19 protein-coding genes, 1 pseudogene and 1 CRISPR repeat array are annotated in these 26,676 nt (G+C 55.5%); of the genes and pseudogenes, 16 read left to right on the top strand and 4 right to left on the bottom strand.

Going from position 1 to position 26,676, the window contains the following annotated elements; all coding sequences use genetic code 11:
- Positions 1–43: 43 nt before the first annotated feature.
- The 4 genes from JJL52_RS09835 to JJL52_RS09820 all read right to left on the bottom strand — a co-directional run bounded on the left by JJL52_RS09835 (position 44) and on the right by JJL52_RS09820 (position 7,204).
- Positions 44–844 (bottom strand): Aq_1264-related membrane protein, encoded by an 801-nt coding sequence (locus JJL52_RS09835; protein ID WP_202052235.1) that lies wholly within the window; start codon positions 842–844, stop codon positions 44–46.
- Between the two features lie 446 nt (positions 845–1,290).
- Positions 1,291–2,751, bottom strand: a complete 1,461-nt coding sequence (locus JJL52_RS09830; protein WP_202052234.1) for an efflux transporter outer membrane subunit — start codon at positions 2,749–2,751, stop codon at positions 1,291–1,293.
- Positions 2,748–5,948 (bottom strand): efflux RND transporter permease subunit, encoded by a 3,201-nt coding sequence (locus JJL52_RS09825; RefSeq protein WP_202052233.1) that lies wholly within the window; start codon positions 5,946–5,948, stop codon positions 2,748–2,750. The genes JJL52_RS09830 and JJL52_RS09825 overlap by 4 nt, the downstream gene beginning before the upstream one ends.
- Positions 5,949–5,950: 2 nt before the next feature.
- Positions 5,951–7,204, bottom strand: coding sequence for an efflux RND transporter periplasmic adaptor subunit (locus JJL52_RS09820; RefSeq protein ID WP_202052232.1), 1,254 nt, complete (start codon positions 7,202–7,204; stop codon positions 5,951–5,953).
- A 119-nt stretch (positions 7,205–7,323) separates the two neighbouring features.
- Between JJL52_RS09820 and JJL52_RS09815 the strand changes: the two genes are divergently transcribed.
- The 16 genes and pseudogenes from JJL52_RS09815 to JJL52_RS09740 all read left to right on the top strand — a co-directional run bounded on the left by JJL52_RS09815 (position 7,324) and on the right by JJL52_RS09740 (position 26,594).
- The gene (locus JJL52_RS09815; protein WP_202052231.1) at positions 7,324–7,944 is read left to right on the top strand and encodes a TetR/AcrR family transcriptional regulator; all 621 of its coding nucleotides are present in this window, start codon (positions 7,324–7,326) and stop codon (positions 7,942–7,944) included.
- Between the two features lie 647 nt (positions 7,945–8,591).
- On the top strand, positions 8,592–9,572 hold the full coding sequence (locus JJL52_RS09810; protein ID WP_202052230.1) for a helix-turn-helix transcriptional regulator: 981 nt from the start codon (positions 8,592–8,594) through the stop codon (positions 9,570–9,572).
- 127 nt (positions 9,573–9,699) lie between these two features.
- A complete protein-coding gene (gene cas7g / locus JJL52_RS09805; RefSeq protein ID WP_202052229.1) occupies positions 9,700–11,220 on the top strand; it encodes a type I-G CRISPR-associated RAMP protein Csb1/Cas7g in 1,521 nt (506 codons plus the stop codon).
- Positions 11,220–11,759: a type I-G CRISPR-associated protein Csb2 gene (gene csb2 / locus JJL52_RS21570; RefSeq protein ID WP_202052228.1), complete on the top strand. Its 540-nt coding sequence runs from the start codon at positions 11,220–11,222 to the stop codon at positions 11,757–11,759. The genes cas7g and csb2 (JJL52_RS21570) overlap by 1 nt, the downstream gene beginning before the upstream one ends.
- A gap of 11 nt (positions 11,760–11,770) precedes the next feature.
- Positions 11,771–12,934 carry a type I-G CRISPR-associated protein Csb2 gene (gene csb2 / locus JJL52_RS09795; RefSeq protein ID WP_336885059.1) on the top strand — a complete coding sequence of 388 codons (1,164 nt, stop codon included), beginning with the start codon at positions 11,771–11,773 and terminating at the stop codon, positions 12,932–12,934.
- Between the two features lie 103 nt (positions 12,935–13,037).
- Positions 13,038–15,893: pseudogene (cas3g, locus tag JJL52_RS21775) on the top strand (type I-G CRISPR-associated helicase/endonuclease Cas3g); the annotation flags it as partial.
- The gene (locus tag JJL52_RS09785) at positions 15,886–16,803 is read left to right on the top strand and encodes a type I-G CRISPR-associated protein, Cas3-extension family (RefSeq protein ID WP_202052225.1); all 918 of its coding nucleotides are present in this window, start codon (positions 15,886–15,888) and stop codon (positions 16,801–16,803) included. The pseudogene cas3g and the gene JJL52_RS09785, both read left to right, overlap by 8 nt.
- A gap of 106 nt (positions 16,804–16,909) precedes the next feature.
- Positions 16,910–17,134, top strand: coding sequence for an addiction module protein (locus tag JJL52_RS09780; RefSeq protein WP_202052224.1), 225 nt, complete (start codon positions 16,910–16,912; stop codon positions 17,132–17,134).
- A 78-nt stretch (positions 17,135–17,212) separates the two neighbouring features.
- On the top strand, positions 17,213–17,524 hold the full coding sequence (locus JJL52_RS09775; protein ID WP_202052223.1) for a nucleotidyltransferase family protein: 312 nt from the start codon (positions 17,213–17,215) through the stop codon (positions 17,522–17,524).
- Entirely contained in the window at positions 17,514–17,864 is a 351-nt protein-coding gene (locus tag JJL52_RS09770; RefSeq protein ID WP_202052222.1) for a HepT-like ribonuclease domain-containing protein, read from the top strand. Before JJL52_RS09775 ends, JJL52_RS09770 begins: the two co-directional genes overlap by 11 nt.
- Positions 17,865–18,002: 138 nt before the next feature.
- Entirely contained in the window at positions 18,003–19,202 is a 1,200-nt protein-coding gene (locus tag JJL52_RS09765; RefSeq protein WP_202052221.1) for a hypothetical protein, read from the top strand.
- A 190-nt stretch (positions 19,203–19,392) separates the two neighbouring features.
- Complete coding sequence (gene cas4g/cas1g, locus JJL52_RS09760; protein ID WP_202052220.1) at positions 19,393–21,114, top strand: CRISPR-associated endonuclease Cas4g/Cas1g; 1,722 nt, start codon at positions 19,393–19,395, stop codon at positions 21,112–21,114.
- Complete coding sequence (cas2, locus tag JJL52_RS09755; RefSeq protein ID WP_202052219.1) at positions 21,114–21,410, top strand: CRISPR-associated endonuclease Cas2; 297 nt, start codon at positions 21,114–21,116, stop codon at positions 21,408–21,410. Before cas4g/cas1g ends, cas2 begins: the two co-directional genes overlap by 1 nt.
- Before the next feature lie 357 nt (positions 21,411–21,767).
- A CRISPR array of direct repeats spans positions 21,768–24,544; the repeat unit is 36 nt; unit sequence GTTTTCCCCGGCCTTATGCCGGGGCCTCATTGAAGC.
- 261 nt (positions 24,545–24,805) lie between these two features.
- Entirely contained in the window at positions 24,806–25,465 is a 660-nt protein-coding gene (locus tag JJL52_RS09750) for a hypothetical protein (protein ID WP_202052218.1), read from the top strand.
- A gap of 56 nt (positions 25,466–25,521) precedes the next feature.
- Entirely contained in the window at positions 25,522–25,953 is a 432-nt protein-coding gene (locus JJL52_RS09745) for a hypothetical protein (protein WP_202052217.1), read from the top strand.
- A gap of 5 nt (positions 25,954–25,958) precedes the next feature.
- Positions 25,959–26,594: a response regulator gene (locus JJL52_RS09740; RefSeq protein ID WP_202052216.1), complete on the top strand. Its 636-nt coding sequence runs from the start codon at positions 25,959–25,961 to the stop codon at positions 26,592–26,594.
- The last annotated feature ends 82 nt before the right edge of the window (positions 26,595–26,676 follow it).

Here is a 26,676-nt window from a genome sequence, read left to right as displayed (position 1 = left end):
AGAGCCGCCGGAGAACGGCGGCGGGACGAAGAAAGACGCTGGGCTAATCATCCTCTCGCAGCAGCGCGTTCCTGGCGTCTTCCTGATGCAGTACCGGTCCAACCCACCACATCTGATACATCGACACGCACCACATATAAGCGAACGACATCGCCATGCCCGCCCCGGCCAGCACGATAAAGATCGCGAAGTGCGGAGAAAGCTTGGTCAGCCACCAGGAAGCGATGTCGACTAACAGGAATACATACGGCATGCTGATCGCGGCGTATTTGTATTGCTTCGGCACCCCGGTGCTGAAGCTGAAGATCAGGCCGACGAACATGAAGATGAAGCTGATCCCGAAGATGTGGATATGCGAAACCCGGACCAGTGCTTCGAAGGTCGCGCCGGTATTGGTGCTGGCGTATTTTGCCAGGTTTTCGTAATTGCTGAAGTCGGGCAACGAGCCGGCGTTCGCGTTATGGCACATCACGCAGTGGTCGTCGATGATCGGCTTGATGTAGACGGTGTATTCCTTTTCGTCAGCCCCGTCGCGAACCCATTGGATGATTCGGAAGCGGTCTTCATCTGGCGCCTTGTCCTTCATCGATCCATTCAGTTTGCCTTCCAGCGAAGAACTGGTGCGGTCGCCGTAATAGCTGTACACGATGTCGTCGAACGAGAGTCCGAATTTGCCGTCGGCCATCCCGTGCGTAAACAGGATCTGGGTCAGCGCGATCAGATAGCCGACCCCAACGGTCGTCAGATAGCCGCTGAACAACAGTTTTAGCGAAGTCGAAAAACTGACCAGATTGAGTCCCTTGAGCGGATGGTCATGGGCATGGGGTGCTGCATTGGTTTCCATAGATCAGGTCCCTACGGTAGTTGAAAAGCCGGTCAAGATTTCGCCGGTCAAAAAGACAAGCTAAACGCGTATTCTGGTAGGAAATTCCCGAGACGGAAAAGGAGGGCGATTATAATAATTTTTATGCCTCTTCCGGCCTGTTCCACAGCCGCAACGTGCGGCGTATAGAGAGAAGCCGGAATTTTTCAAGGACGTCTACGCAAAGCCGCCATCTTGGTGCAGGCGAAACAAATTAGCCGTTCGCGATTCGATCGACGGTTTTTAATCCTTCGGAAAGCCGTTTTTTATCCTGCCCATAGAGCCGGAATTCGGGAAAATAAGCCGCGAACAAGGCTGAATTACTGGCTTTTATCATACACAATGAATTCTCGCGAGCAAACAAAAACCTGCAAGCGCTGCGCATCGGAAGGGCAAGGCTTTAAATCGGCCGCTTCCATGACGCCGGGTCATTTTTCTACCGGCAGCGTTTCCCAGCCGCCGCCCAGGGCTTTATAAATCGCGATCAGGGTAGTCGCCACGGCGGTTTCGCTTTGAGCCAGCTGGCTTTGGTCCTGCAGCAGCCGCGACTCGATGTCCAGCACGGTCAGAAAATCGGCGATGCCTTCATCGAAGCGCAAGTGGGCCAACGCTTGCGCTTTTACGCTGGCTTCCGCCGCCGCTCGCAGGTGCGCCCGGCGGCTGCGCTCCCGGTCATAGGCGACCAGTGCGTTTTCGGTTTCCTCCAGCGCATTCAGCACGGTTTGCCGGTATTGGGCCAGATTGGCGTCGGCGTTCGCGTCGGCGGCCTTGATCCGGGCATAGACGCGGCCCAGGTCCAGCGCGGCCCAGCTGATGCGCGGCCCCGCGGAATAGGCGTCGGAACCGGCTGCGCCCAGCCCCGACAGGGTGCTCGCTTCCAGCGACAAGGTGCCGACGAAGGTCACGCGCGGAAACAGGTCGGCGGTCGCGACGCCGATCCGGGCGGTCGCCGCCGCCAGCGTCCGTTCCGCGATCCGAATGTCGGGCCGGCGGCGCAGCAGCTCGGACGGGCTGCCGATCGCGATGTTTTCGGGCAGTTTCGGGACCGGCGCAGGCTGCGCCAGTTTCGCGTCGAGCGCGCCGGGCGTCTGGCCGGTCAGTACCCCGAGCCGATGGATGGCGCGTTTGACCGCGGTTTCGAGCGGCGGAACGGTGGCGAGGGTCGAGTCCAGTTGGGCGGAGGCCCTGGAGGTATCCAGCTCGGTGCCGCGGCCGATTTCGAGGCGGGCTTGCGTGATTTCCAGCGTTTCGGCCTGGTTCGCGGCGTTTTTTCGCGCGACGGCCAGCTGATTCTGCAGCCCGCGCAGTTCGAAATAGTTGCGGGCGACCTCGGCGATCACGCTCACTTGCAGATCGCGCAGACTGGCTTCCTGCGCCTCGACCTCGCCGTGGCTGGCTTCGATGTCGCGGCGCACGCGGCCGAAGAAATCGACTTCCCAGAACGCGTCGAAGCCGGCGCTGTAGAGTTTCAGTCCGCGGGGTACGAAATTCCGGTTGTTCAATGAACCGACGCTGCGCTTCTGGTCGGTGTAGTTCGCATGGGAAGTGATGATCGGCGCCAGATTCAGCCCGGACTCCAGGTACAGCGCCCGGGCTTCCTGAAGATTGGCAAGCGCGCTTTGCAGATCGTAATTATGCTGCAGGGCTTGGTCGACCAGGGTGTTCAGTTCGGCGTCCCCGAACAGTTTCCACCAGTCTTTTTGGGTTTTCCGGTCCGAATACCCGTCGAGCGCGGCATGCGAAAAAGCCGGCGGCGCCGAGGTTGCCGGTGCCTGATAGTCGGGCCCGACGGCGCAGCCGGTGAGTTCAATTATGCCCAACAGCGAGAGCGACAAAAAGCCTTTCCCGAGCAACAGCCTGGCGTGCGGAGTATCGATAAGCGGAATCATGACTTGGAGCCGGAGAAAGGTTGATCGGCCGGCGCAGGGCCGGTTTTTGATTTTGACGATGCCATACGTTGCGCCAGGCCCTGCACCGTGACATAAAAGACCGGCGTCAACAGCAGGCCGAACAAGGTGACGCCGCTCATGCCGCTGAATACGGCGGTACCTAATAGCCGGCGCGATTCGGCCCCGGCGCCTTCGGCAACCACCAGCGGAAACACGCCCATGATGAACGCAAACGAAGTCATCAGGATCGGACGCAGCCGGATTCGGGAGGCCTCGACGGCGGCCTCGAAGCGGTTCAAGCCTTCTTCATGCCGGCGCTTGGCGAATTCGACGATCAGGATCGCGTTTTTGCTGGCCAGGCCGACCAGGACGATGAAGCCGACCTGGGTGAAGATGTTGTTGTCCATCCCGCTCATCCAGACGCCCGCCATCGAGGACAGGATGCACATCGGCACGATCAGGATCACCGCGAACGGCAGCGACCAGCTCTCGTACTGGGCCGCCAGCGCTAGGAACACGAAGATCACGCTGAGCGGGAACACCAGCAGCGCGACGTTGCCGGCCAGCACCTGCTGCAGGCTGAGTTCGGTCCATTCGTAGCCGAAGCCCCGCGGCAGTTCCGCGTTCAAAACCTTGTCCATCAGTTCGATCGCTTGGCCCGAGCTGACGCCGGGCAGGGTGCTGCCGTTGATCTCGGCCGCGGGATACATGTTGTAGCGGGTGATCTTGTCCGGTCCCTTGATGTCCTCGACTTCTACCAAAGAGCGCAGCGGTACCATGCCGCCGTTCGCGTTCCGGGTCTTCAGTTCGGCGATATCCTCGGGCCGCAGGCGGAATTCGGAATCGGCCTGGGCAACTACCTGGTAGGTTCGTCCGAAGGCGTTGAAATCGTTCACGTACGCAGAGCCCAGATAGATCTGCAAGGTATCGAAAACCTCCTGCAAAGGTACGTCCATCGCCTTGACGCGGGTGCGGTCCACATCCACGAACAACTGCGGCACGTCGGCCCGGAAGGTTGTGAACAGGCCGGCCAGGCCGGGCTGCCGGTTGCCTTTGGCGATCATTTCCGCATTCACCCGCTGCAGCTCGGCGATCCCTGCATTGGTGCGGTCCTGGATTTGCAGCTTGAAGCCGCCGATCGTGCTGATGCCGCGGACCGGAGGCGGCGGAAATACCGCGATATGCGCATCCTCCACCGCCGCCAGGCGTTTCTTGAGTTGCTGGACCACGGCGTCGGCATGCACCTCGGGCCGTCCGGCGCGCTCTTCGAAAGGCTTCAGGCGCGCGAACAGGGTGGCGACATTGGACTGGTTGGAGCCTGAGATTACCGACCAACCCGCGTAAGCGATCACATGGTTCACCCCCGGCGTATCCCGCACGATTTTCGTCGCCTGCTGCACCACGGCCTGCGTGCGGCTCAGCGAAGCCGCGTCGGGCAGCTGCGCATACAGCATCAGATAACCCTGATCCTGTTGCGGAATGAAGCCGGTCGGCACTTTCTCGAACGCCAGAAAGTTCAGCCCGTTGAGCCCGACGTAAAGAACCAGCACGACCGCAGTCATCCGGATCAGGCGGCCGACCAGGCGCGCGTAGCCTTCGCTGAAGCGGTCGAAAAACCGGTTGAATACGGTGAAGAAACGGCCGAACAGGCGGTCGAATAGGCGCGTAAACCAGTCCTTGTCGCCGTGCGCCCGGTCCAGCAGCAGCGCGCAGAGCGCCGGGCTCAGGGTCAGCGAGTTGAACGCCGAAATCAGGGTCGATACCGCGATGGTCAGCGCGAACTGTTTGTAGAACGCGCCCGACACGCCGGTAATGAACGCGGTCGGCACGAACACCGCGACCAGCACCAGCGCGGTCGCGATGATCGGCCCGACCACTTCGGACATCGCCTTGCGCGCCGCTTCCCGAGCCCTCAGGCCCAGCGCGATGTGGCGCTCGACGTTTTCGACCACCACGATCGCGTCATCGACGACGATCCCGATCGCGAGCACCAGCCCGAACAGCGACAGCGTGTTCAACGACAAGCCCAGGGCAGCCATTACCGCGAATGTGCCGATCAGCGAAACCGGCACCGCGAGCAGCGGAATGACGGTTGCCCGCCAGTTCTGCAAAAAGATCACCACCACCAGCACGACCAGCAGGATGGCCTCGAACAAGGTCTTCACCACCGCTTCGATCGACTTCTGAACGAACACGACGGTGTCGTAGACCAGCACGTAGTCCATCCCTTCGGGAAAGTTTTTCTTCAGCTTTGCCATCGCGTCCATCACCGCTTCCTTGGTTTCGAGCGCATTGGAGCCGGGCAGCTGAAAAACCGCGAGTCCGACCGAAGGTTCGCCGTCCAGGAACAGGCCGGAATTGTAATCCTTCGCACCCAATTCGATTCGGGCGACATCCCTCAGTCGCGTGATCTGGCCTTCGGGGCCCTGTTTGATCACGATGTTGGCGAATTGCTCGGGCTCGGTCAACCTCCCCAAGGTACTGATCGTATACTGGAAATCGGTCTTTTCGGCGGCAGGCTGCTGGCCGACTACGCCGGCCGCCACCTGTACGTTTTGTTCGCGGATCGCTTTTACCACATCGCTCGCGGTCAGGTTGCGCGCGGCGATTTTTTCCGGGTTCAGCCACAGGCGCATGCTGTAATCGCGCGCGCCGAAGATCGCGAGATCGCCGACGCCCGGCAGCCGCGCCAGCGTGTCCTTCAACTGCAGCAGGGCGTAATTGCTCAAATAAACGCTGTCGTAGCGCTTGTCCGGCGAAATCAGGTTGACCACCAGGCTCAGGTCCGGGCTGCGTTTTTTCACGCTGATGCCTTGGCGCCGCACTTCTTCGGGCAGTTTCGGCTCGGCCAGCGCGACCCGGTTCTGTACCAGCACCTGCGCCTTGTCCATGTTGGTGCCCGGCTTGAAGGTGACGGTCAGCGCCATGTTGCCGCTGTTGGTCGATTGCGAGGACAAGTACAGCATGTCCTCCACCCCGTTGACTTCCTGTTCGAGCGGCGTGGCGACCGTCTCGGCAACGACCGTCGCGTTCGCGCCGGGATAGACCGTGCTGATCTGGATGGTGGGCGGCGCGATTTCGGGATATTGCGCAATCGGCAGCTGGATCAGGGCGATGCCGCCAACCAGTACGATTAAAATCGATAAAACCGAGGCGAAGATCGGCCGGCCAATGAAGAAGTCGGTGAATCGGCCCATGATTATTGTCCCGGTTGGGTTTCGGCGAGCGAAATCTTTTCGGGAGTAACCTTGAGGCCGGGCCTGAGCTTTTGCAGGCCTTCGATCACGACCCAGTCTTCAGGCTTCAGCCCTTTCCGGATCACGCGCAGCTGTCCGATATGCGCGCCCAATTCGACCGTACGGTATTCCACTTCGTTATTCGGATTTGCGACCCAGACGAAACGGTTGGCCTGGTCGGTGCCGATCGCCTGATCCGGGATCAACAGGGCGGGATAGGGCTCGCCGAGGCGCACCCGCAACCTTGCGAAAAAGCCGGGCCTCAGGAAATCGTCATCATTGGGAAAGACGCCGCGCAACGTGATCGTGCCGGTGGCCGTATCTTCGCGGGGCGCGATGTAATCGAGCATGCCCCGGTGCGGAAAGTCGTTTTCATCGGCCAGCGCCAATTCCACCGGCGTTCCCTCGATGCCGACCGCCGTGCGTCCGTTTTTCCGGCGGTATTTCAGTACCGCGCGTTCGTCCGCATCGACGTAGACATAGACCGGGTTGGTCGATACGATTGTGGTCAGCAGCGTGTCGTCCGTCTTGACCAGGTTGCCGACCGTGATCAGTTCTCTACTGATGCGGCCGTCGATCGGTGCGCGTATCTGCGTATATTCGAGATTCAGCCGCGCGGTTTCGACATTCGCAGCGGCGGAGGCGACCACCGCCGAAGCCTCGCGCAAGCCTTTCTGGCGGGCGTCATATTCTTCTTTGGAGATCGCCTTGACCTTGAACAGCCGCTCGGCCCGTTCCAGGTCGTTTGCTGCCAGTTCTTTCCTGGATTTGACCCGCTCCAGCTCCGCCGACGCATAGTCGAGCTGGGCCTTGAAGGGGCGCGGATCGATCACGAACAGCAGGTCGCCTTTCCGGACTTTCTCGCCGTCCTTGAAGTTGACCTTGTCTAGATAGCCGCTGACCCGTGCGCGTACTTCGACCGCTTCCACCGCTTCGATCCTGCCCGTGTACTCGTCCCATTCGGTCACCGTGCGGCTCACGGGCCGGGCGATTTTTACGTTGGGAGAAGGGCCTTGGAGCGGCTGGGCACCGGGTGCCCCGGCATCTTTGCAGCCGCCGGCCGTCGCAAGGGCGGCTATTGCGGCCAGCCCGGCCAGATATCCCAGACGGATGCGGAGGCGGCCTAAGAAAAGGGTGCCTTCGGATAGGACAGTGGACAATTCCAGGGGAAGGCTGTTGCGTTGGAGAACGATTGGCCGGCGAGTATTCTTTATCATCCTTTCTTGCCCGTGATGAAGTGGATTTAAAAAACGGTAATGTATATTACCATTTATTTCGAATTACGATTAATTTCTTTATAATCTCCCATCAGAAACTGTTTTATGAGCAACACTTCATGATCAAATGCGGACGTCCTGCCAAAGGCAGCGAACTTTTAAGCCGCGACCGGGTGCTGGATACGGCGTTGACGCTATTTCTGGAACACGGCTACGGAAATCTCAGCATGGAAGCGATCGCCAAAGATGCGCGGGTGTCTTTGCGGACGATCTACAGCCAGTTCGGCAGCAAAGCCGGCTTGTTCGGCGCGCTGATCAGGCGCTGCAGCGACCAGTTCGTCGGCACGCTGTCCCTGCAGGGATCGCCGGAAACCGCGCTTGCCGCTTTCGCCAAAGAATTCCTGTTTCGTATCACTAGCCCTGATGTCGTGCGCATGCGTTCGATCCTGATCGGCGAATCGCCGCGTTTTCCGGATCTTGCTACGCAGTTTTACGAGCAGGGGCCAAAGCGGACTCTCGAACATTTGACGCAGTATTTTGCCCGGCAGCAGGCCGAGGGGCGGATTATCCCCGTTGATCCGCATGTTTTGGCGGACCAATTCCTGAGTTGCCTCCGCAGCGAGCGTTTCCAGAAGCTGCAGCTTGGACTGGAAAACACGCCGACGGAAGCGGAAATCGAAGCCTGGGCGAAGCAGGCCGTCCGCTTATTTCTTTACGGCTGCGCGGCGGAGAGAAAATGAGAGGCACGGCCGCCAAGGCCTTCTAGGCATCAAACCAGGGCAATCGCGTTATCGTTTGACGGACTGAAGCCTATACTTCCCGCGATCCCTTTCCCGCGGCCTCGGAGCCGCCCCCCAATTGGTGCTTCATAATGCAAGAGGCCCGGCGTAAGCCGGCTCGCCTATATCTAGATATTTCCGCATGACTGACGACGGGTTTATTGCAGGGCTGTGGCTTATTCAGCGTTTCCTTTGGTTAAGAGGCAAATACCCTGTAGGCCGGCTAAGCGCAGCGCATCCGGCAATCGTGCGGTGGATGCGCTGCGCTTAGCCGGCCTACAGCTGTCTTTATCTCTTAACTTAGGATTCGGCTCCAAATCACTTCCCGGCCCAAGACCTGCCGGGTTTTAAAAACCTGGCAGGTCTGCCACCCCTACCGGGAAGTTAATATCGGCCAGATCCTTTACGGCATTGCCCAGCCTCCGGAATTCCTAAACTACCTGTCTACGCTCTAGCTTGCTTCATCTTCCGCAGTTAATATACGCAGAGGACCGGTTCTAGTAAACTGTCTTTGTTTCAAAGTTTTAATCTGCCAGGCCGTTGCGGGTTTTCTTACCTCTCATCGTGGAAGAACGCGCCACGATCATCGAGTTTAAGGGTTAAAAAATATGGATCGCTTCGACAGAATCTTCAGATTGCACAATCTGTTCGCGAACCGCCGAACACCGATCTCGATGAAAGCATTGAAGCAGGAATTGCAATGTTCCCGCGCCACGGTGGCAAGGGCGCTGGAAGAAATGGAAGACTATCTCGGCGCGCCGGTCGAATACGACAAGAAACGCAACGGTTATTTTTACAACCGCCGTAACGGCGAACATCCCTATGAATTGCCCGGGCTCTGGTTTAGCGCCGACGAACTGCACGGCCTGCTGATTTGCCAGCACCTCCTGATCCGGATCGGCCCCGGCATGCTTCAGGAGCAAATCCGGCACCTGCAAAGCCGCATCGAACAACTGCTTGCCCTGCATCCCGAAGCCGCCAAGCCGAAACTCGCCAACATCAAATTTCTGACCCTCGGCGGCAGGCGACTAAGCGACAGCCGCCATTTTCTGAACGCCGCGGCCGCCCTGTTCGGCGGCAAGCGCCTCCGCATCGAGTACCGCGCCCGCAGCAGCAACGAGCGTACCTGCCGTGACGTCTCCCCGCAAAATATCCTTTGCTACCGCGACAACTGGTATCTCGACGCCTGGTGCCACCTGCGCGAGGAACTGCGCATTTTCGCGGTCGATAAAATCGAAAGCGCCGAAATCCTGCCCGACGATGCCGTTACCTTGCCCGAATCCGAACTACACGATTATTTCGCCTCCGCCTACGGCATTTTCTCCGGTGCCGCCCGGCATATCGCCGTGCTGATCTTCTCCACCGAACGCGCGCGCTGGATATCCGATGAATGCTGGCATCCCGAACAGCAAGCGAATTGGCTTGACGACGGCCGCTTCGAGCTTCGCATTCCGTTCAACGATCACCGGGAGTTGTTGATGGATATTTTGAAGTATGGGGCGGACGTGGAGTTGAGGGGGCCGGATTTTCTGGTGGCGGCTGTCGTTGAGCAGGTCGAGAAGATGCGAGTGATGTATTGGAAGGGATAATTTTTAATTGTCGCTCATGGAATGAGACAGTAGGTATGATAAAAAGACAAACGCAAAAATCTAGGTGCTTCGGGATGCTCTCGCTCCGAGGGTATTCACATAACTTTCATAGAAGAGGAAATTAATAATGGCTCAACAACTAACACTGGACGAATTGAAGCAAGCTGTTTCCGGCCATGCTGCCGCATTCCGTTGCATTACCGAATATCAGCCTATGGGAGGGCCGGGTGATAAAGTGTTTCCGCCGACTTACGAAGGCGGAAAATATGCGACGGAAAAACGCATCATTCCCGATACCGGGGAAATCGTTGATTGTGTTTTATTGGATTCCGTCCAGTCTCAAGCCAACCGAATGGAGTCGGCATTGTTGGATGCCTGGAGAACCCGAAATAAAGAAGGTAAAAGACGAATCGAATTGCCGGTCATAACAGCGAAATTCCAATTCGACGATCCAGAGTACAAGTCCTTTACAGTCACCAGTCTGGAAGCGCCGCATCGGGCAGCGGATGCGATTTTCCGAGATAGCAAACTCGGCGATGTCACGTTTCGTAAATCCGAAAAAGGTAGGATATTGGATAATGCCGATGTGCGTAACGCAGCCGGTTTATTTGGATTATGTCCGACCGCGCTGGTGTTCGGTATTTGGGATTCAACCGGACCGCGCGGTGGTCTTGGGACTAAATTCCAGCGGGCGCTGGTATCCGAAATAGTGGGGTGGGGCGTAATGGACGGTGTGAATACCGGTAGCCGGGTTGACCCACTGGGTATAGTGCGGGCTTCGGGGCCGATATTTCGTACAGAAAAAGGGGATTGGACAACGAACGAGGAATTAGCTCAAAAAATCAAAGACGGGAAAGATGAAAAATCAGCACTTTATGGACTCAGTAAGGGAAAATTAGTCTCTTACGATAAAGAGAAAAATCAAGACCAAGGCGCACCTTCAAAAATTAACCACGGCAATGTGGTTCCAGATTTTGCTTATGCAAGAGACAACAATAACAACATTATCTATGACGAAGTCACTGGACTCAGTAAGGGAAAATTAGTCTCTTACGATAAAGAGAAAAATCAAGACCAAGGCGCACCTTCAAAAATTAACCACGGCAATGTGGTTCCAGATTTTGCTTATGCAAGAGACAACAATAACAACATTATCTATGACGAAGTCACTTTAGAGAATGGAAAAATCGTCAGGAAGGCGCGTATCAAAGGCGGGTTTAGCATTGCCAAAGCTGTTCAAACCACAGTGTTGTCGCTAGCGTGTATAAGACGATTACGCTTTCCTTTGAACGGTTCAACAGATTCGGATCAAGGCGTTGATTTGGCGGCCCGTTGTGTTTTGACCGCCTTGGGGTTGGCTGCTGCTGTTTTGTCGCGGGAAGGTGGGGCTGACTTACGGTCCCGCTGCCAATTGTTTGCACAACAGGAGTTTATCTGGGAGTTGTTGGATGTACCTGGACAGCCGCCTAAAACTTACGTTCTTGATGGTGATTCCGCTGTAAAGCTGTTTAACGATGCTATAGAAGAGGCAAAAGCACTGTGTTTACCTTGGGAAGATGAAATCTCGGTTGTGCCGTCGGAAGACTTGTTTGCACTGGTCAAGAAAAGCCAGGAACTGAACATGCACCAAGTAGAAGGAGACGACTGATGTTCAGTCTCGGCATCCGTTACCTGAACGGGTGGGCAATGGCGGCTTCGGATGGCTCGAAGAAGGAAGTCGCCGAATGGCCGCCACACCCGGGCAGAGTGTTTATGGCTTTGGCAGCGGCTTGGTTTGAAACCGGGCAGGATAAACAGGAAGGCGAAGCTTTACGCTGGCTGGAGTCAATATCCGTGCCGCCCCAAATTGCGGCAAGCGGCGCTGAACTTCGCAAAACGGTGATAAGTTACGTTCCGATCAATGATGTCGCATTAGCCGGAAAAAAGAAAATCGACGAATTAAAAGATAATGCCAATACACAATTGGATGATCTCAAAGCAGCCGGTTTGTATTTACTCGCCGAATATCGGTTGCGGCAACCTCGTTCCTTCCCTATCGCCATCCCTCATAATCCCGTTGTTCATCTCATTTGGCCCGTCAAAATACCTGACCTACATCGTCTAGCCCTTATTGATTTAAGTCGGAAGGTGACTTCGGTGGGACATTCAGCTTCGCTGGTTCAAATGTGGCTTGAAGACCGCCGCTAAAATCTGATTGGATTCCCACTGATGGGCCTGCTGTCGCCAAGATGAGAATTGCTTGTGAAGGCCGTTTGCAGTATCTGGAAGAACGTTATAACCGGCAGACTGTTATCTCTTATTGTAAAGCTGTCGATTCCAAGAAAACCTTGACAGAGCAGCGAAAAACACTAGATGCCGAGCGCAAAAGTAATACTGCCGGTCTGCGCGGTGCGGAAAAGAAGGTGGCGGAATTACCTTATAAAGAAAGAATTGCTTCGATAGATGCGGAACTCATCCGAATTGATAGCGAACTGGAAGCTTATGGTGGCAAAGAACCGAAAAGTCTAAGACCTGACGATCCCGGCGTTTGGCAAGGCTACCGAAGAGCCGATAGAGAAACAGTTAATCAGAATTTACCAAGTAGTGTTTTCGATTCCAATCTGATCGTTCTCAAATTAACCGGCAAACGTCTGGGATTACAGAGCGTGTTAAAACTGACACAAGCATTGCGGGGAGCATTGTTAAAGGGCAGGGCCAAACCGATGCCGGAATGGCTATGCGGACACACTGAAAACGGCGCATCGTCTCTGCTGCCTCATCTCGCATTGTTGCCAATGCCGTTTGTCGGCGAGGAACATGCCGATGGCCGACTATTGGGCATAGCACTGGCATTGCCGCGCAATGTCGATATGAAAGAAACCGCGCTATTCCTTGAGCCGTGGCTGCGCGACCCGGACAATTGGCAGCCTCGAAAAATCAAATTATTCGATGGTCAATGGTTGGAATGTTCTGTTGAACTCGATACCCGCGAATCGCCGCCGTGGAACCTGCAAGTTGAAACCTGGACATACCCTTCCAAACAATGGGCCAGCGTTACGCCGGTCGTGTTGGATCGTCATTTTGACGGACCCGATAAATGGGATAAAGCGGCGGAGTCCGTAAAGGATGGCTGCGAACGTATAGGTCTGCCTCGTCCGGTAGATGTTGTGCTGCATCCGGTTTCGATGTTTCAAGGCGTACCGCGCAGTAACGAGTTTTTCCCGATAACCCGGAAAAAAGACGGCGGGCGCATGCATCATGTCCACGCCGTCATCCTATTCGATGAGGAAGTACGGGGGCCTGTGGTGGTCGGTGCCGGTCGTTTTCGCGGATACGGCTTGTGCCGGCCTTTGCCGCTACAGGGAGGAAAAGATAATGTCTGATTTGAATTTCAGTCATTTTCAGGAATATTTCGAAGCGCTCTGGAGCGAGCCCGGAAGAGAACGGAGAACGCCGTTCGCCTGGTAAACGGCTCTTGCAAAACGTGTCATCGAAAATACGGAGCAAGTTTGGCCTGAGTCCATTCAGTTGTCTACTGCATCCGGGAAAACCGCCTGTATTGATATTGCCGTGTTTGCTTTGGCGGTTCAAGCTGACCGATTGGATCAAGGTTTACCGTTAAGCGCGCCTCGCCGTATATTCTTTGTGGTCGATAGGCGGGTCATTGTCGATGAGGCCTATGAGCGAGCGAGGAAACTTGCGAACAAACTTAAAAATGCTGACAGCGGCATTTTGAAGAAAGTCGCGGGCAGACTGCGCAAACTTGCGGGCAGCGATACTCCCCTTGCGGTTTTTCAGTTGCGCGGCGGCATGTACCGCTCCAATGCTTGGGCTAAAAGCCCCATACAACCGACTATCGTCGCCAGTACTGTCGATCAATTGGGTTCGCGCCTGTTATTCCGAGCTTATGGACCAGGCTCCGGTACATGGCCGATTCACGCCGGGCTGACCGGCAATGACGCTCTGATTTTGCTGGACGAAGCGCATTGTGCCCAACCCTTTCTCGATACTTTAATTGCTGTTAAAAAATACCGGCAATGGAGCGATTCAGCCATCACTACACCTTTCCATGGGGCGGTGATGAGCGCTACACCGCCAGCAGGTTTGACGGATGTATTCATAGATGAATCCGCAGAACCGCAAACGAAAGGCCATCCTTTGGGAGACAGACAGCTTGCAAGCAAGCTAGTCGACTTAGAATTGGTTCCAAAAGCCAAGGGCGACAAATATATCGAGGAAATGGCATCGGCATTGGTAAAAAAAGCCGGAGCATTAGCCGGAAACGCTGTACTCTCAAACGAAGGGAAGCCGGCAATCGTCATCTTCTGCAACCGCGTGGCAATTGCGCGAGAAACCTGGCGGCTGTTGAAGGATAAACACGGCAATGCCGCCATTCTTCTAACTGGGCGAATGCGCCCGATCGACAAAGACGAAACCGTAACCGATCGCTTGGCTGAATTGTCCGCCGAACACTCCCGGAATAGACGCCTCGAACATCCCATTTTCGTTGTCGCCACGCAGACTTTGGAAGTGGGTGCCAACCTGGATTTTGATGTGCTGGTCTCTGAATGTGCCAGTCTTGACGCGCTACGTCAGCGCTTTGGCCGCTTGAATCGGATGGGGCGGCCTTTTGATGCCTCGGCCGCCATTTTGATAAGCGCCGATCAAGCCAAAGCCGGTTACGAAGACCTAATTTACGGTAAAGCGCTTGCCGCAACTTGGGAATGGTTAAACCAGCAGCCAAGTCTCGACATGGGTGTTTCGGCGCTTTCTGATCGGTTACCGGAACCTGACGAGTTGCAAAAGCTCAATGCGCCGGATCTTCATGCGCCGATCATGCTGCCTGCTCACGTCGATTGCTGGGCGCAAACCTCGCCTATTCCACAACCGACGCCTGATGTCGGAGTTTTTCTGCACGGGCCTGGTAACCGTTCCGCCGATGTACAAGTGTGTTGGCGGGCCGATTTGGAAATAGGATCAACGCAAGAAAGTTGGAAAGAAATTCTGTCCTTGGTGCCGCCGTCTGCTGCCGAATGTTTGGCTGTTCCGATCCATTATATGCGCCGTTGGTTAACCGGAGACGATTCCAGCCGGTCTGAACAATCGGATTTAGAAGGCGAAATAGAAGCCGATGGTGAAGTAAATCAAACGCTAAAACGCAAGGTCGTTCGTTGGAACAGTCCGGAAGAATCAGAAATGTTGCTTGATCCTGAGAAGTTACGCCCCGGTGATGTTTTGGTTATCCCGGCAAAACTCGGCGGATGGGAAACATTAGGCGATTTTTCCCGGCATGAAAACGGTCAGCCGGTGCTGGACTGGGGAGACCGGGCAAACGCTCAAGCACGTGCTAAAGCAGTGCTTAGGCTTCATCCCGATTTGATTGCATATTGGCCGCAATGCGAAAGTGTAAACCACTTGCGAGAGTTGCTCCGCCAAGCAAAAGATCGCTACGAAGAGGATGCCGATGACTTGCGTGATGACCTGCTCCAAGTTTTACGAGATGTTTCAGATGAAACCGCGGCACCTAAATGGTTACGGTTTATAACCGGACATTTGGCGGACAAGAAAAACAAGATCAGTGTGTTGCTTCATCCGCTCGAAGGCTTGGTTGCTTTAAGCAAACAGCCTCTGCCCAGAGCGGAGGAAGCCGATGAACCTGACTTATTCAGCGATGAATCCGACATTTCCGCTTCCGGCACCGCCATAAAGCAAAATCTATTCATTCATCTTGATGGTGTTGCTGAATGGGCTCACAAATTTGCTATGGGTTGCGGTTTGCCTCAACCCATCGTCGATGTCTTGACTTTGGCCGCTTCCGGTCATGATCTAGGCAAAGTCGATCCTCGTTTTCAGGCGTGGTTAAGGGGCGGTATTCCGTTGGGATTAGGAGAATTGTTAGCCAAATCCCCCGAAATGCTGCAAAGCCGTCGCGAAAGCGAGAAAGCGAGAAAACGTAGCGGTTACCCCAAAGGTGGGAGACATGAACTACTGTCAACCCGATTAATGGAAAAATGTCCCGAACTGCTTCCGAGCGACGATCTGTTACGCGATTTAGTTTTGCATCTGGTGGAAAGCCATCATGGATATTGCCGTCCTTTTGCACCGGTGATAATCGACGAGACAGTCCCCGACGTTGTCATCGATTGGAAGAATTGGACATTAGAGTATCAAGGCCCTACTAACCTTGAACGTTTGGATTCAGGCGTTTCGGAAAGATTCTGGCGATTAACCCGGCATTTCGGTTGGTGGGGTTTGGCTTGGCTGGAGGCTATTTTACGCCTGGCAGATCATCGACGGAGTGAATGGGAGGAATTACACCAAGAGGATGTTGAAAATGAATGATTTTCTCAAATTAAAAGGATTGGACGGTTCTAATCCATTAGGATTTTTAGCTGCGTTAGGAACACTCGTTGTTAGTGCAAGGCTATTTTCCAATGTTCGTTTGTCATGGATGCCTATTTCCGGAGCATTACGCCCTGCATTATGGAATTGTGGAAATGATAAATATGTTTTTGTCGAATCGTTGAATCAAGAATTGGCCAATATGCCCATGACTGTATTCGAGATCGATAAAAAATTGCCATTTGCTATAGGGAGTTTTACCGGGGCACTTCGCGACACTCAGAATTTTTGTTCCCAAAAAGATAGAAGAACGGCTGATTTGCTTACGGCATTTGGTAGCGAGGTTATAAAAGATAAGGAAGTTTTTGAAAGTACAGATTTTCGGATGGTTAGAAGTGGCGATGCGGCGGGACAAGGTCTAACTGCCTACGCTATTGCAATTCGCCAAGCAACAGATTTTGATGTTTTACAACGAGCATTATTTGAAATATGGGACTATAGGGATGAAGGTTTTAGTTTACGGTGGGATCCTCTCGAAGATCAGCGGTATGCATTGCGCTGGCATGACCCAAGTTCACAAACTAACAAAAAATATGGTCCACAAACGATACGTGGAGCCAATGCTCTTGCGATTGAAGCAATGGCGCTCTTTCCGGCTATGCCTTGCAAAAATAAACTTATGACTACCGGCTTTTACGAAAACGGAAGACGCTCATTTTTTACTTGGCCTATCTGGGATTCGCCGCTGGGAATCGATTCAATACGATCCTTAATTTCACTTCCCGAACTTCACTGTCCGATACCGTCGAGAGCAGAATTGAATCAACGAGGAGTAATCCAAATTTATCGTTGCGGACGAATAGCGCCAAACCAGTATTACAAAAACTTCACTCCTAGTTTCCCTGCTTGAAGGCGGTTCGATAACCTTATTGTATGCCCAAGCGGCTTTACAATGCCCGATGAATTAGCTACGTTGGCCTACTCTAAAATTAAGGCTTTAATAGAGGTAAATTGTTATGAACATTGAAACCATTCGCTGTGAAGCCTTGCTGCTTTCTCCCCAAGAGCGGGCAGAATTGGCTGAACAATTGTTGTCCAGTCTCGACACCTTGACCGAAGCCGAGGTCGAACAGCTTTGGTTTCAAGAGGTTGCGCGTCGCGCCGATGAACTGGATCGAGGGGAGGCAGTACGCATACCCGCCGATGAAGTCGATCGGGAAGCCCGGTCCTTGCTGAAGTGAATTACTATTTTCACCCGCAGGCGCGAACCGAGCATTTGGATAAAGTAAAGCGTATCCAACCACGGACTTAAAAATACTATGCATCTACTTATTCAAAAACACCAACCGGCCATCGCCGAACTTTGCCGGCGTTATCGCGTGCGGCGCCTGGAAGTCTTCGGCTCCGCGGCGCGCGGACTCGATTTTACTCCGGGTGTAAGCGATGCGGATTTTCTGGTGGAATTTTCGTCTTCGCCAGATAGCCCTTCTTTAAAAATTTTTTTCGATTTTCGAAGCGATTTGGCGCGCATTATTGGTTGCGAAGTCGATCTGGCGGAAGCGTCCGCTTTGAGAAATCCATACGTCCAGGCCGGCATCGATCGAAGCCGCGAGGTAGTCTATGCAGCGTGACCCTCGTGCCTATCTCTGGGATGCACGCGAGGCGGCCGCCGCCATTTTGGAGTTTGTCGAGGGCAGAAGTTACGGTGACTACGCCGGCAATTTGCTGTTACGTTCCGCCGTCGAACGGCAGTTCGAGATCATTGGCGAAGCGCTGAATCAACTCGGCAAAATCGAACCGCGCTGGGCTGAACGCATTCCCGAATTGCCGCAAATCGTTGCCTTTCGCAATCTGTTGATTCACGGTTACGCCTCCGTGAATGATTTAACGGTTTGGCATACCATTGAAATGTCTTTGCCGGCTCTTTACGACACTGTCACTCAACTTCTGGATGAGTCCGATATGCCTTGACAGGAGCCCTTCTACAATTAAGAGCCTTCACTCGGGGCGGAGTTTGTAACTCCGTCCCAACATTTCGGCGGCTTGAACTCCTTGAACCGATTACAGGTTCTTTGGCACCAGGATTCGGCAGCCATTTGGGAGCTCGGGATGTTTATGTCGATTAGGAAGAAGTTACGCCGCTTCAGAATAATTCTGTTTGACCAAACGGAGCTTCGCATGCCGCAAAATCACTCATACTCGCCAAACGACCGCATTATCCACAGAATTCACGGACCGGGCATGGTAACCTACGTCGGCATGGTCTATATCGGTTTGCGTTTTGAAACACAAGGCAACATATTGTTGCAGTGGGAAACGGCAGACATTAGCCCCTGGAGTCTTGACGCGGAGTCGGTCTGGCTTGAAGAGGCCAAATCCCAGGCGCGAAAGGCTCTTTCGGATCCTGTCCTTTGGCCGGAATCCACGTTTGATTTCGAAGAAGGAGAGGCAGCCCACTCGATGGGTTCACACTGGCAGCCTTTCGTCGACGAAGCGGCGGAAGTGCTCAGAAACTTGCCGCAAATGCTGGCACAGGCGCAGATCATGGAAGGTTTCGGTCTTCATCGACCGGTGCCAGAAGAATTGCCGTCAAAATGGCTTCAGGGATTTCATCTGGTTTGGCCCATGCAGCGGCGGGGCGTTATTTTGACTTGCCGCATCAATGCCGATAACAAAACCACGGAAATGGCCAGTCTTTACCCTTTTTGGTCGGAGGGCATTCAGCACACGCTGACGTTGAATCATGTCAAGGTTTGGGAGAGCGGTGTCGAAGCTCAAATTACGGCAGGCTTGGGAGAAGCGGAAATTACCTTCTTCGATGCGCATTTTCTCACCAATCGGCTGTGGTACCGGCAGGGCGGACATTACGACTTTATTCTGACCGGCTTGGCCTATTCGGCTCAACCTGCGCGATTAATGGAATTGCCTTATTCGCCGAATCCCGACGTTCTCGCTTGGAGAACGCTGCTCACCGGCGATCACGACGATGGCGAGCCCGCCGAGTTGCCAACGGTCCTTTGCTTGGAAGGCATGGCGTCTTTGCTGCCGATAACGGATTGGGATAACGATGACCACAGCTTTCGCGGTCCGGTCAAAAGCGTCAAACCGTTTGCGGACTTTTTGGGGCAGGACGGTTGGCTGGTGCGGGTGACCGTATTGCGTTTATCCGATTACGAAACCGAAGACGTTAATCTTGATATCGTCATCACGCGCCGCGACTGGCAAGGCGATGAGGCGCCGGTAGTGGGCGCCGACATGGAAGGTACGCTTTGGTTGCAGGGCTATTTATGGATGCCTCAAAATACTTGATTGAAAGAAACTGCGTTTCATTATTGTGGAATTTGTTATCTTTGGCCCTGGATACGCGCTTCCAGACGGCCCTGAACAAATTTGGCAAAGCAGAATTAATGAATCTGTTGTTACTTAAGAAAAACCCTGGATTCTAGGCTATTCTTCAACTTACAGGTTCATTCGGTAATGTTTTAATCAAATCGCCACGATGCCGGAAAACGACACACCTCTCCAACTCGAACTCCCGATGCCGTTCCCGGAACTCGGCGGCGACATGCCGCTGTTGCCGGCGAGGATGGTGAACGAGTATCAGTATTGCCCGCGGCTGGCGTATCTGGAATGGGTGCAGGGCGAATGGGCGGCGTCGGCGGATACGGTGGAGGGCGATCATACGCATCGGCGCGTGGATAAGCCGGCGCGGAATTTCCCGGAAGCGGATGAAATCGAGCAACATGAGGTGCTGCACGGGCGTTCGATTACCTTGTCGTCGAACCGGTTGGGGCTGATCGCCAAGCTGGATTTGCTTGAAGCCGAAGACGGCAGGGTTACGCCGGTGGACTACAAGCGAGGCAAGCCCCCGCATATCGCCAAAAACGCTTACGATCCCGAACGCGTGCAGTTGTGCGTGCAGGGGCTGGTGTTGAAGGAGCACGGTTACGTTTGCGAGGAAGGCGAGCTGTATTTTGCCGAAAGCCGCGAGCGGGTGCGGGTGGAATTCGATCAGGATTTGCAGGATTTGACGATGAACGCGGTCAACGGCCTGCGCCTGATCGCGGCAGGCGGTCATATTCCGCAGCCGCTCGTCGACAGTCCGAAATGTCCGCGCTGTTCGCTGGTCGGCATTTGCCTGCCCGAGGAGGTCAATTTTCTGCAGGGCGGCGACATCGAGCCCAGGCCGCTGGCGGTGATGCGCGACGAGGCGCTGCCGGTGTATGTGCAGGCGTACAAAGGCAAGATCGCGAAGAATGCGGAGGAGCTGGAAATCAGCGTCGACGATACGCTGGTGCAGAGCGCGCGGCTGATCGATGTGTCTCAGGTCGTGGTGATGGGCAACGTCTATATCACGACGCCGTGTCTGCAGGAGTTGATGAAGCGCAATATTCCGGTCAGCTGGCATACCTACGGCGGCTGGTTCATCGGCCATACCGTCGGCACCGGGCACAAGAACGTCGAACTGCGTACCGCGCAATATCGCGCCAGCTTTGAAGAGCATACCTGTTTGGCGATTGCTCGCGGGCTGGTGCGTGCGAAGATTCAGAATTGCCGGACGCTGCTTCGGCGCAATTGGCGCGGCGATGACAAGCCCGACGCATTGCTCGACCGGTTAAAGGCGCTGGGCGAAAAATCCCAGCGCGCGACCGACCTGCAGCAATTGCTCGGGATAGAAGGGGCGGCCGCGGCAGAGTATTTCGGCGCATTCGACAAGCTGATCAAAAAATCGGACGATCCCCGGCAGATGAGTTTCGATTTCGAAACCCGCAACCGCCGGCCGCCGACCGATCCGGTCAATGCGCTGCTGTCTTTCGCCTATTCGATGCTGGTCAGGACCTGGACGATGAATGCGAGTGCGGTCGGACTGGATGCCTACCGGGGATTCTACCACCAGCCGCGCTATGGCCGTCCGGCCCTGGCGCTCGATTTGATGGAGCCGTTCCGTCCCCTGGTCGCCGATTCGACCGTGCTGCAGGTGATCAACAACGGCGAAGTGCGTCCGAGCGATTTTATCAGTGCAGCCGGCAGTGTGGCGTTGAACGAAGCAGGGCGCAAACGCTTCATCGCGGCTTTCGAACGCCGTTTGGCGCAGGAAGTCACGCATCCGCTGTTCGGATATAAGACCGAATACCGGCGCTTGTTCGAAATTCAGGCGCGGCTGTTCGGCCGCTATCTGCTCGGCGAGCTGGCCGAGTATCCCAACTTTACGACACGCTGATGGCGGCTTACGAATATCTGTATCTGGTCACTTACGATATCAGCGATCCGAAGCGCTGGCGGCGCGTGTTCAAGCTGATGAAAGGCTACGGCGACTGGCTGCAGCTATCGGTTTTTCAATGCCGCCTGAGCCGTAAGCGCCATGCCGAATTGATCGCTCTGCTGGACGGCATCATTCATCATACCGAGGATCATGTTCTGATTATCAACGTGGGGCCCGCCGAATCGGTCAAGCCGCAAGTGGTCAGCTTGGGCAAAGAATTTGAAATGCTGGAACGTCAGCCGGTGATTGTGTGACGACTACAGGGATGTAGAAGGTACGAGCCCAAGGAAGGGCGAGGTAGATCGCGTCGGGAACAAGCGATCGACGACCTCATGGATGAGGGAGGTAGATCGCGTCGGGAACAAGCGATCGAGAGCACAATGCATGGAGCAATTGCCGATGGCTCTATTTTTTGCCGGTTCCGGGCGAGCGCTGCAGTGGCGCAAAAATCAGCGGCAGCGCTCGCGAAGAATTGTTCTTTAAAAATCAGGTTATTACAAATGGGTATGGGTTTGGGTTACGGGTTATGTATAATTGCTGAGGCGCCGGTTAGGTCAGCGCTCGCATTTGGCTGCGCTAAGCCTTGGTTTTCAAGGCTTTCAGCGCGGGCTGTTTTCCCCGGCCTTATGCCGGGGCCTCATTGAAGCGCCGTCCGCACAGAGCATGTACAGCCCGATCCCGGCGGTTTTCCCCGGCCTTATGCCGGGGCCTCATTGAAGCCTAGTTAGAGCGTCGCTTTGCAGTTTGTGTGTGCCTTGTTTTCCCCGGCCTTATGCCGGGGCCTCATTGAAGCCAACAGCGCAGGGCAGCGCTGTTCCGCGTTACGGGTTTTCCCCGGCCTTATGCCGGGGCCTCATTGAAGCCCGCCGGTCGACGGACCGGGTCATGTGCTCATAGATCGTTTTCCCCGGCCTTATGCCGGGGCCTCATTGAAGCGTCGGAGCTGGAAAATACTACGGATTAGTCTTCGACGTTTTCCCCGGCCTTATGCCGGGGCCTCATTGAAGCGCGGAACCGGAACCGGAACCGGGGCAGGCGCCGGTTGTTTTCCCCGGCCTTATGCCGGGGCCTCATTGAAGCCTCAAGTGCTCGGCTTACGCCGCAGATCGGGAAATGGTTTTCCCCGGCCTTATGCCGGGGCCTCATTGAAGCATGGAATCGGTCATGCGCCACATGGCCGCAGGGCTCGTTTTCCCCGGCCTTATGCCGGGGCCTCATTGAAGCAGGTGAATAACATGAACATCCTGACACGAAACGAATTGTTTTCCCCGGCCTTATGCCGGGGCCTCATTGAAGCCAGGACACGCGCGCCCACGTGCGCCAGATCTTCAGTTTTCCCCGGCCTTATGCCGGGGCCTCATTGAAGCGTAACAGGTTTAGGAGCTCTTAAAAGCACCGCTATGGTTTTCCCCGGCCTTATGCCGGGGCCTCATTGAAGCAAAGCTGCAGGCCTCCCGGTACGATTACACCCCCTGGTTTTCCCCGGCCTTATGCCGGGGCCTCATTGAAGCAGAGATAACTCAGGCCTTGTTGCAAAGCACGCTGCAGTTTTCCCCGGCCTTATGCCGGGGCCTCATTGAAGCAGTCCAGCAGGTAGTACTTGTCATCAAGATTTACTAGTTTTCCCCGGCCTTATGCCGGGGCCTCATTGAAGCTGGACGCGCTGTCCGTGCTGCGGCGAGAAGCAAATCGTTTTCCCCGGCCTTATGCCGGGGCCTCATTGAAGCGTCTTGCCGGAGTGTAGCAAGTTGCTACACATTGGCAGTTTTCCCCGGCCTTATGCCGGGGCCTCATTGAAGCTGTTCCATGTGATCGGCGAACTGCTGAACGCGGGCGAGTTTTCCCCGGCCTTATGCCGGGGCCTCATTGAAGCTTGGTCGGCGGCTTCGCTGGCCGCGATCATGGCGGCGTTTTCCCCGGCCTTATGCCGGGGCCTCATTGAAGCCTATTGCCAGGTCGTACTCTCAACTGGGGTCCGGAGTTTTCCCCGGCCTTATGCCGGGGCCTCATTGAAGCCTGATTTCGAACTCGAGGGAGCCTTGCCCGCCTTTCGTTTTCCCCGGCCTTATGCCGGGGCCTCATTGAAGCCTGCATAGGCTCTTTGAGAAAGACCGGCGCATCAAGGTTTTCCCCGGCCTTATGCCGGGGCCTCATTGAAGCTTTAAGAATCGCAGGCGACGGTAATGCCGAAAACCAGGTTTTCCCCGGCCTTATGCCGGGGCCTCATTGAAGCGACTTGGTTGGAGGTATAACATCTTGCTCTCACCTTGTTTTCCCCGGCCTTATGCCGGGGCCTCATTGAAGCAAGCAGTGGGGGGACTGGCGGCCAATATGCGAAGGAGGTTTTCCCCGGCCTTATGCCGGGGCCTCATTGAAGCTATTTCATTTGATGGAGACCAAGAAAAACTAGAAGTCGTTTTCCCCGGCCTTATGCCGGGGCCTCATTGAAGCCGCCGGAGCCGGCAGGAATAATTTCATAAAGCGCCGTTTTCCCCGGCCTTATGCCGGGGCCTCATTGAAGCGATGAAACGCCAGGGACGCCGGTACGGATGGCTGGGTTTTCCCCGGCCTTATGCCGGGGCCTCATTGAAGCCTATGCGACAAAGGGTTATCCCTATCCGGCCACCGAAGTTTTCCCCGGCCTTATGCCGGGGCCTCATTGAAGCTTTGTGATTGCGGCGTTATCGGGCTGCACTACCGTGGTTTTCCCCGGCCTTATGCCGGGGCCTCATTGAAGCCCCGGAGCATTATTACACCCGCGCGCTCGTGGGAAGTTTTCCCCGGCCTTATGCCGGGGCCTCATTGAAGCTCGAAAACGCGGCGGCTGCCGCAGGAAGGTTTGGGGTTTTCCCCGGCCTTATGCCGGGGCCTCATTGAAGCGCGCTGTCAGAGTCCGCTGCCGCACAGGCAGCTTAGGTTTTCCCCGGCCTTATGCCGGGGCCTCATTGAAGCCCCCAAGGGTTTGTAATGCGCTTGAAAAGCTTTTTGTTTTCCCCGGCCTTATGCCGGGGCCTCATTGAAGCCCGGAGCAAAGGCATGATCGACCTGGCGCCATTCTGGTTTTCCCCGGCCTTATGCCGGGGCCTCATTGAAGCGAGCATGGTTTCGAAGTCTTCCGCGGCCATTATGTCGGTTTTCCCCGGCCTTATGCCGGGGCCTCATTGAAGCCCGATCTCAGTCCGTCCGGCCGTTCTGTCACGGCAAACGTTTTCCCCGGCCTTATGCCGGGGCCTCATTGAAGCGGTTTGTTTGTTCCAACGCCAACGGTCCTTTCCTGTGTTTTCCCCGGCCTTATGCCGGGGCCTCATTGAAGCTACTTTGCCGCGCCAGTTAATTTGTTGACGGGCACTGCGTTTTCCCCGGCCTTATGCCGGGGCTTCATCAGTGTTTTAGAACCCCTGATATGCCGCACGAAACTTTCAGAACCGGTAGGACTTCGCGGCGAGATTAGTGCCGGATCATTTTGCCCAAGTTTTTCGTGGTCTCGGCGCCGAACGCTTTTACATGCCGGCAATCGAAGGATTGTCAACGTGATGTCTTTGTTCTAATGTATCGGATTCTTTGCGGCTGGCGGGGCCGGGCCGGCTTTTGCGAGAAAATATGACGTTAACGATCGAATTCGATACGGCTTTTCAATGGAGGCTTCATGATGTACCGGTTAAAGTTTTGTTTGGGGCTCGGCTTGGGGCTGACGGCGGCGTTTGCGGCCGAGGCGGAAAGCGGTTGGGTGACGGTGGCAAAATACAGCGGCGCTATCCAGTGCGAGAGCGCAGGCATCGCCCTCAAAACCATGAAAAAAGAACTGGCGCAGGCGAATATTCCGGCCAGGCAGGCGCGTTGCGGGACGGACGGTTTGATTTATCCGGCGGTCTGCGGCGCCGAAACCGGTCGCCTGAATCTGTACGACATTCCCGCCAAAGACTTGAGCGATGCGGCCGAGCTGGGCTTCCAGGCACTTGACGACTTGCCGGATGCGCAAGAAGCGCCGTGCGAGCGCGAGGTATCGTTCGAAGGCAAGGCGGCCGAAATCCATATCGGCGGCATCGGGCCCGGCGTGGACGAAGAGGCTTTCCGCAAGGTGAGAAAGACGATCGGCAAGGCGATCGCAGACAATGTGATTTCTCTGTTCGTCGTCTACGGCTACGGCATCGAAGGCGGGTTTTCGAGTTGCGTGGAAGAAAGCGATCTCGCTCCGCCCAACGCCTTTCGGGATTTCATCAGAAAACTGCGCGCGGTTGACGCCGATACGAACACCACGGCTTATTCGGTCACGGCGGTCGAAAGCTGCGCAGCGGATTTGCCCGAATAATCGCTGTCGGCTAGTTGGCGGCCGTTTTTCATTGCCGCTCCCATGCTGGAGAAAGAATGACCGACATGCGTAAAGCGGACGCCAGAGCGCAGCAGCGGGCGCTGCTGCTGGTACTTGCGGTCGGTGCCATCGGCAGCTTGTTGATCGTCGGCTTCGAGAACTGGCTCGAACGTTTGCCCCAAGCGTTATTAACCGAACCCGGCGAGTTAAAGCGGCGGCTCCGTATCGGTCTGATTCTGTTGGCGGCAGTCTCGTTGCTGCCGCTTGGCGGTTTGGCGATATATCTTTGGAGACTGGGAGGCAAGGTGTATAAGGCGGGTGAATATCCGCCTCCGGACTGCCGATTGTTTCGCGATGCGCCGGTAGTGCGCGGTAAAACGGCAATTTTCAGTGCGCGCGCCTTAAAGGCGGCGGCGTTTGCCTTGCTCGCGGCAACCGGCCTGTCGGGATGGCTGTTTTTGCGGATATTCAATGCATTTGGAATATAAGGGTTATGAAAATCAGAGTCTTGCTGGTCGATGACCATGCGGTGGTGCGGGCCGGTTTTCGGCTGCTCTTGGCGTCGGTCGATGCGATCGAAGTCGTGGCCGAAGCGTCGCGTTGCGAGGAAGCCTGCAAACTGTACGAAGACTTTCGGCCGGATGTCGTAGTGATGGATTTGTCGATGCCGGGAATCGGCGGGCTGGAAGGCATCCGCCGGATTACCGCGCGCGATGCCGAAGCGAAGATTCTGGTGTTCAGCATCCATGACGAGAAAGTCTATGTCGAGCGGGCGCTCGCGGCCGGCGCGAAAGGTTACATTACCAAAAGCAGCGCGCCGGAAATGCTGATTACGGCCGTGCAGGCCATTGCCGGAGGCGAAGATTACATCGAAGCCGGATTGAAAGCCTCGGATGCGGCGTTCCGGGCCGGGCAGCCGGATTATCAGGCGCTGCTGGCGGCGCTGTCGCCGAAGGAGTTCGACGTGTTCCGCCTGCTCGCCAAGGGACTGACCACGCACGAAGCGGCCGACGAGCTGTGCCTGGGCGTCAAGACCGTGGCGAATTACAGCACGCAGATCAAAGCCAAGCTGAAAGTCAATACGGCTGCCGAACTGGCGCGGCTGGCGATCGGTTTGAAAATCCTCTAAGTTGAAGGGTCGGGAAAATTTCCTTTTTTGGGCTGACGGCTGGCAGCGGAAAAATGATTTGGCTAAGATGGCCGGCATTTTT

The sequence above is a fragment of the Candidatus Methylomicrobium oryzae genome, assembly GCF_016745425.1.
Classification (GTDB): Bacteria; Pseudomonadota; Gammaproteobacteria; order Methylococcales; family Methylomonadaceae; genus Methylomicrobium; species Methylomicrobium oryzae.
The sequence above is the reverse complement of the archived record's forward strand: the minus strand, read 5'-3'. Positions and strand labels throughout refer to the sequence as shown.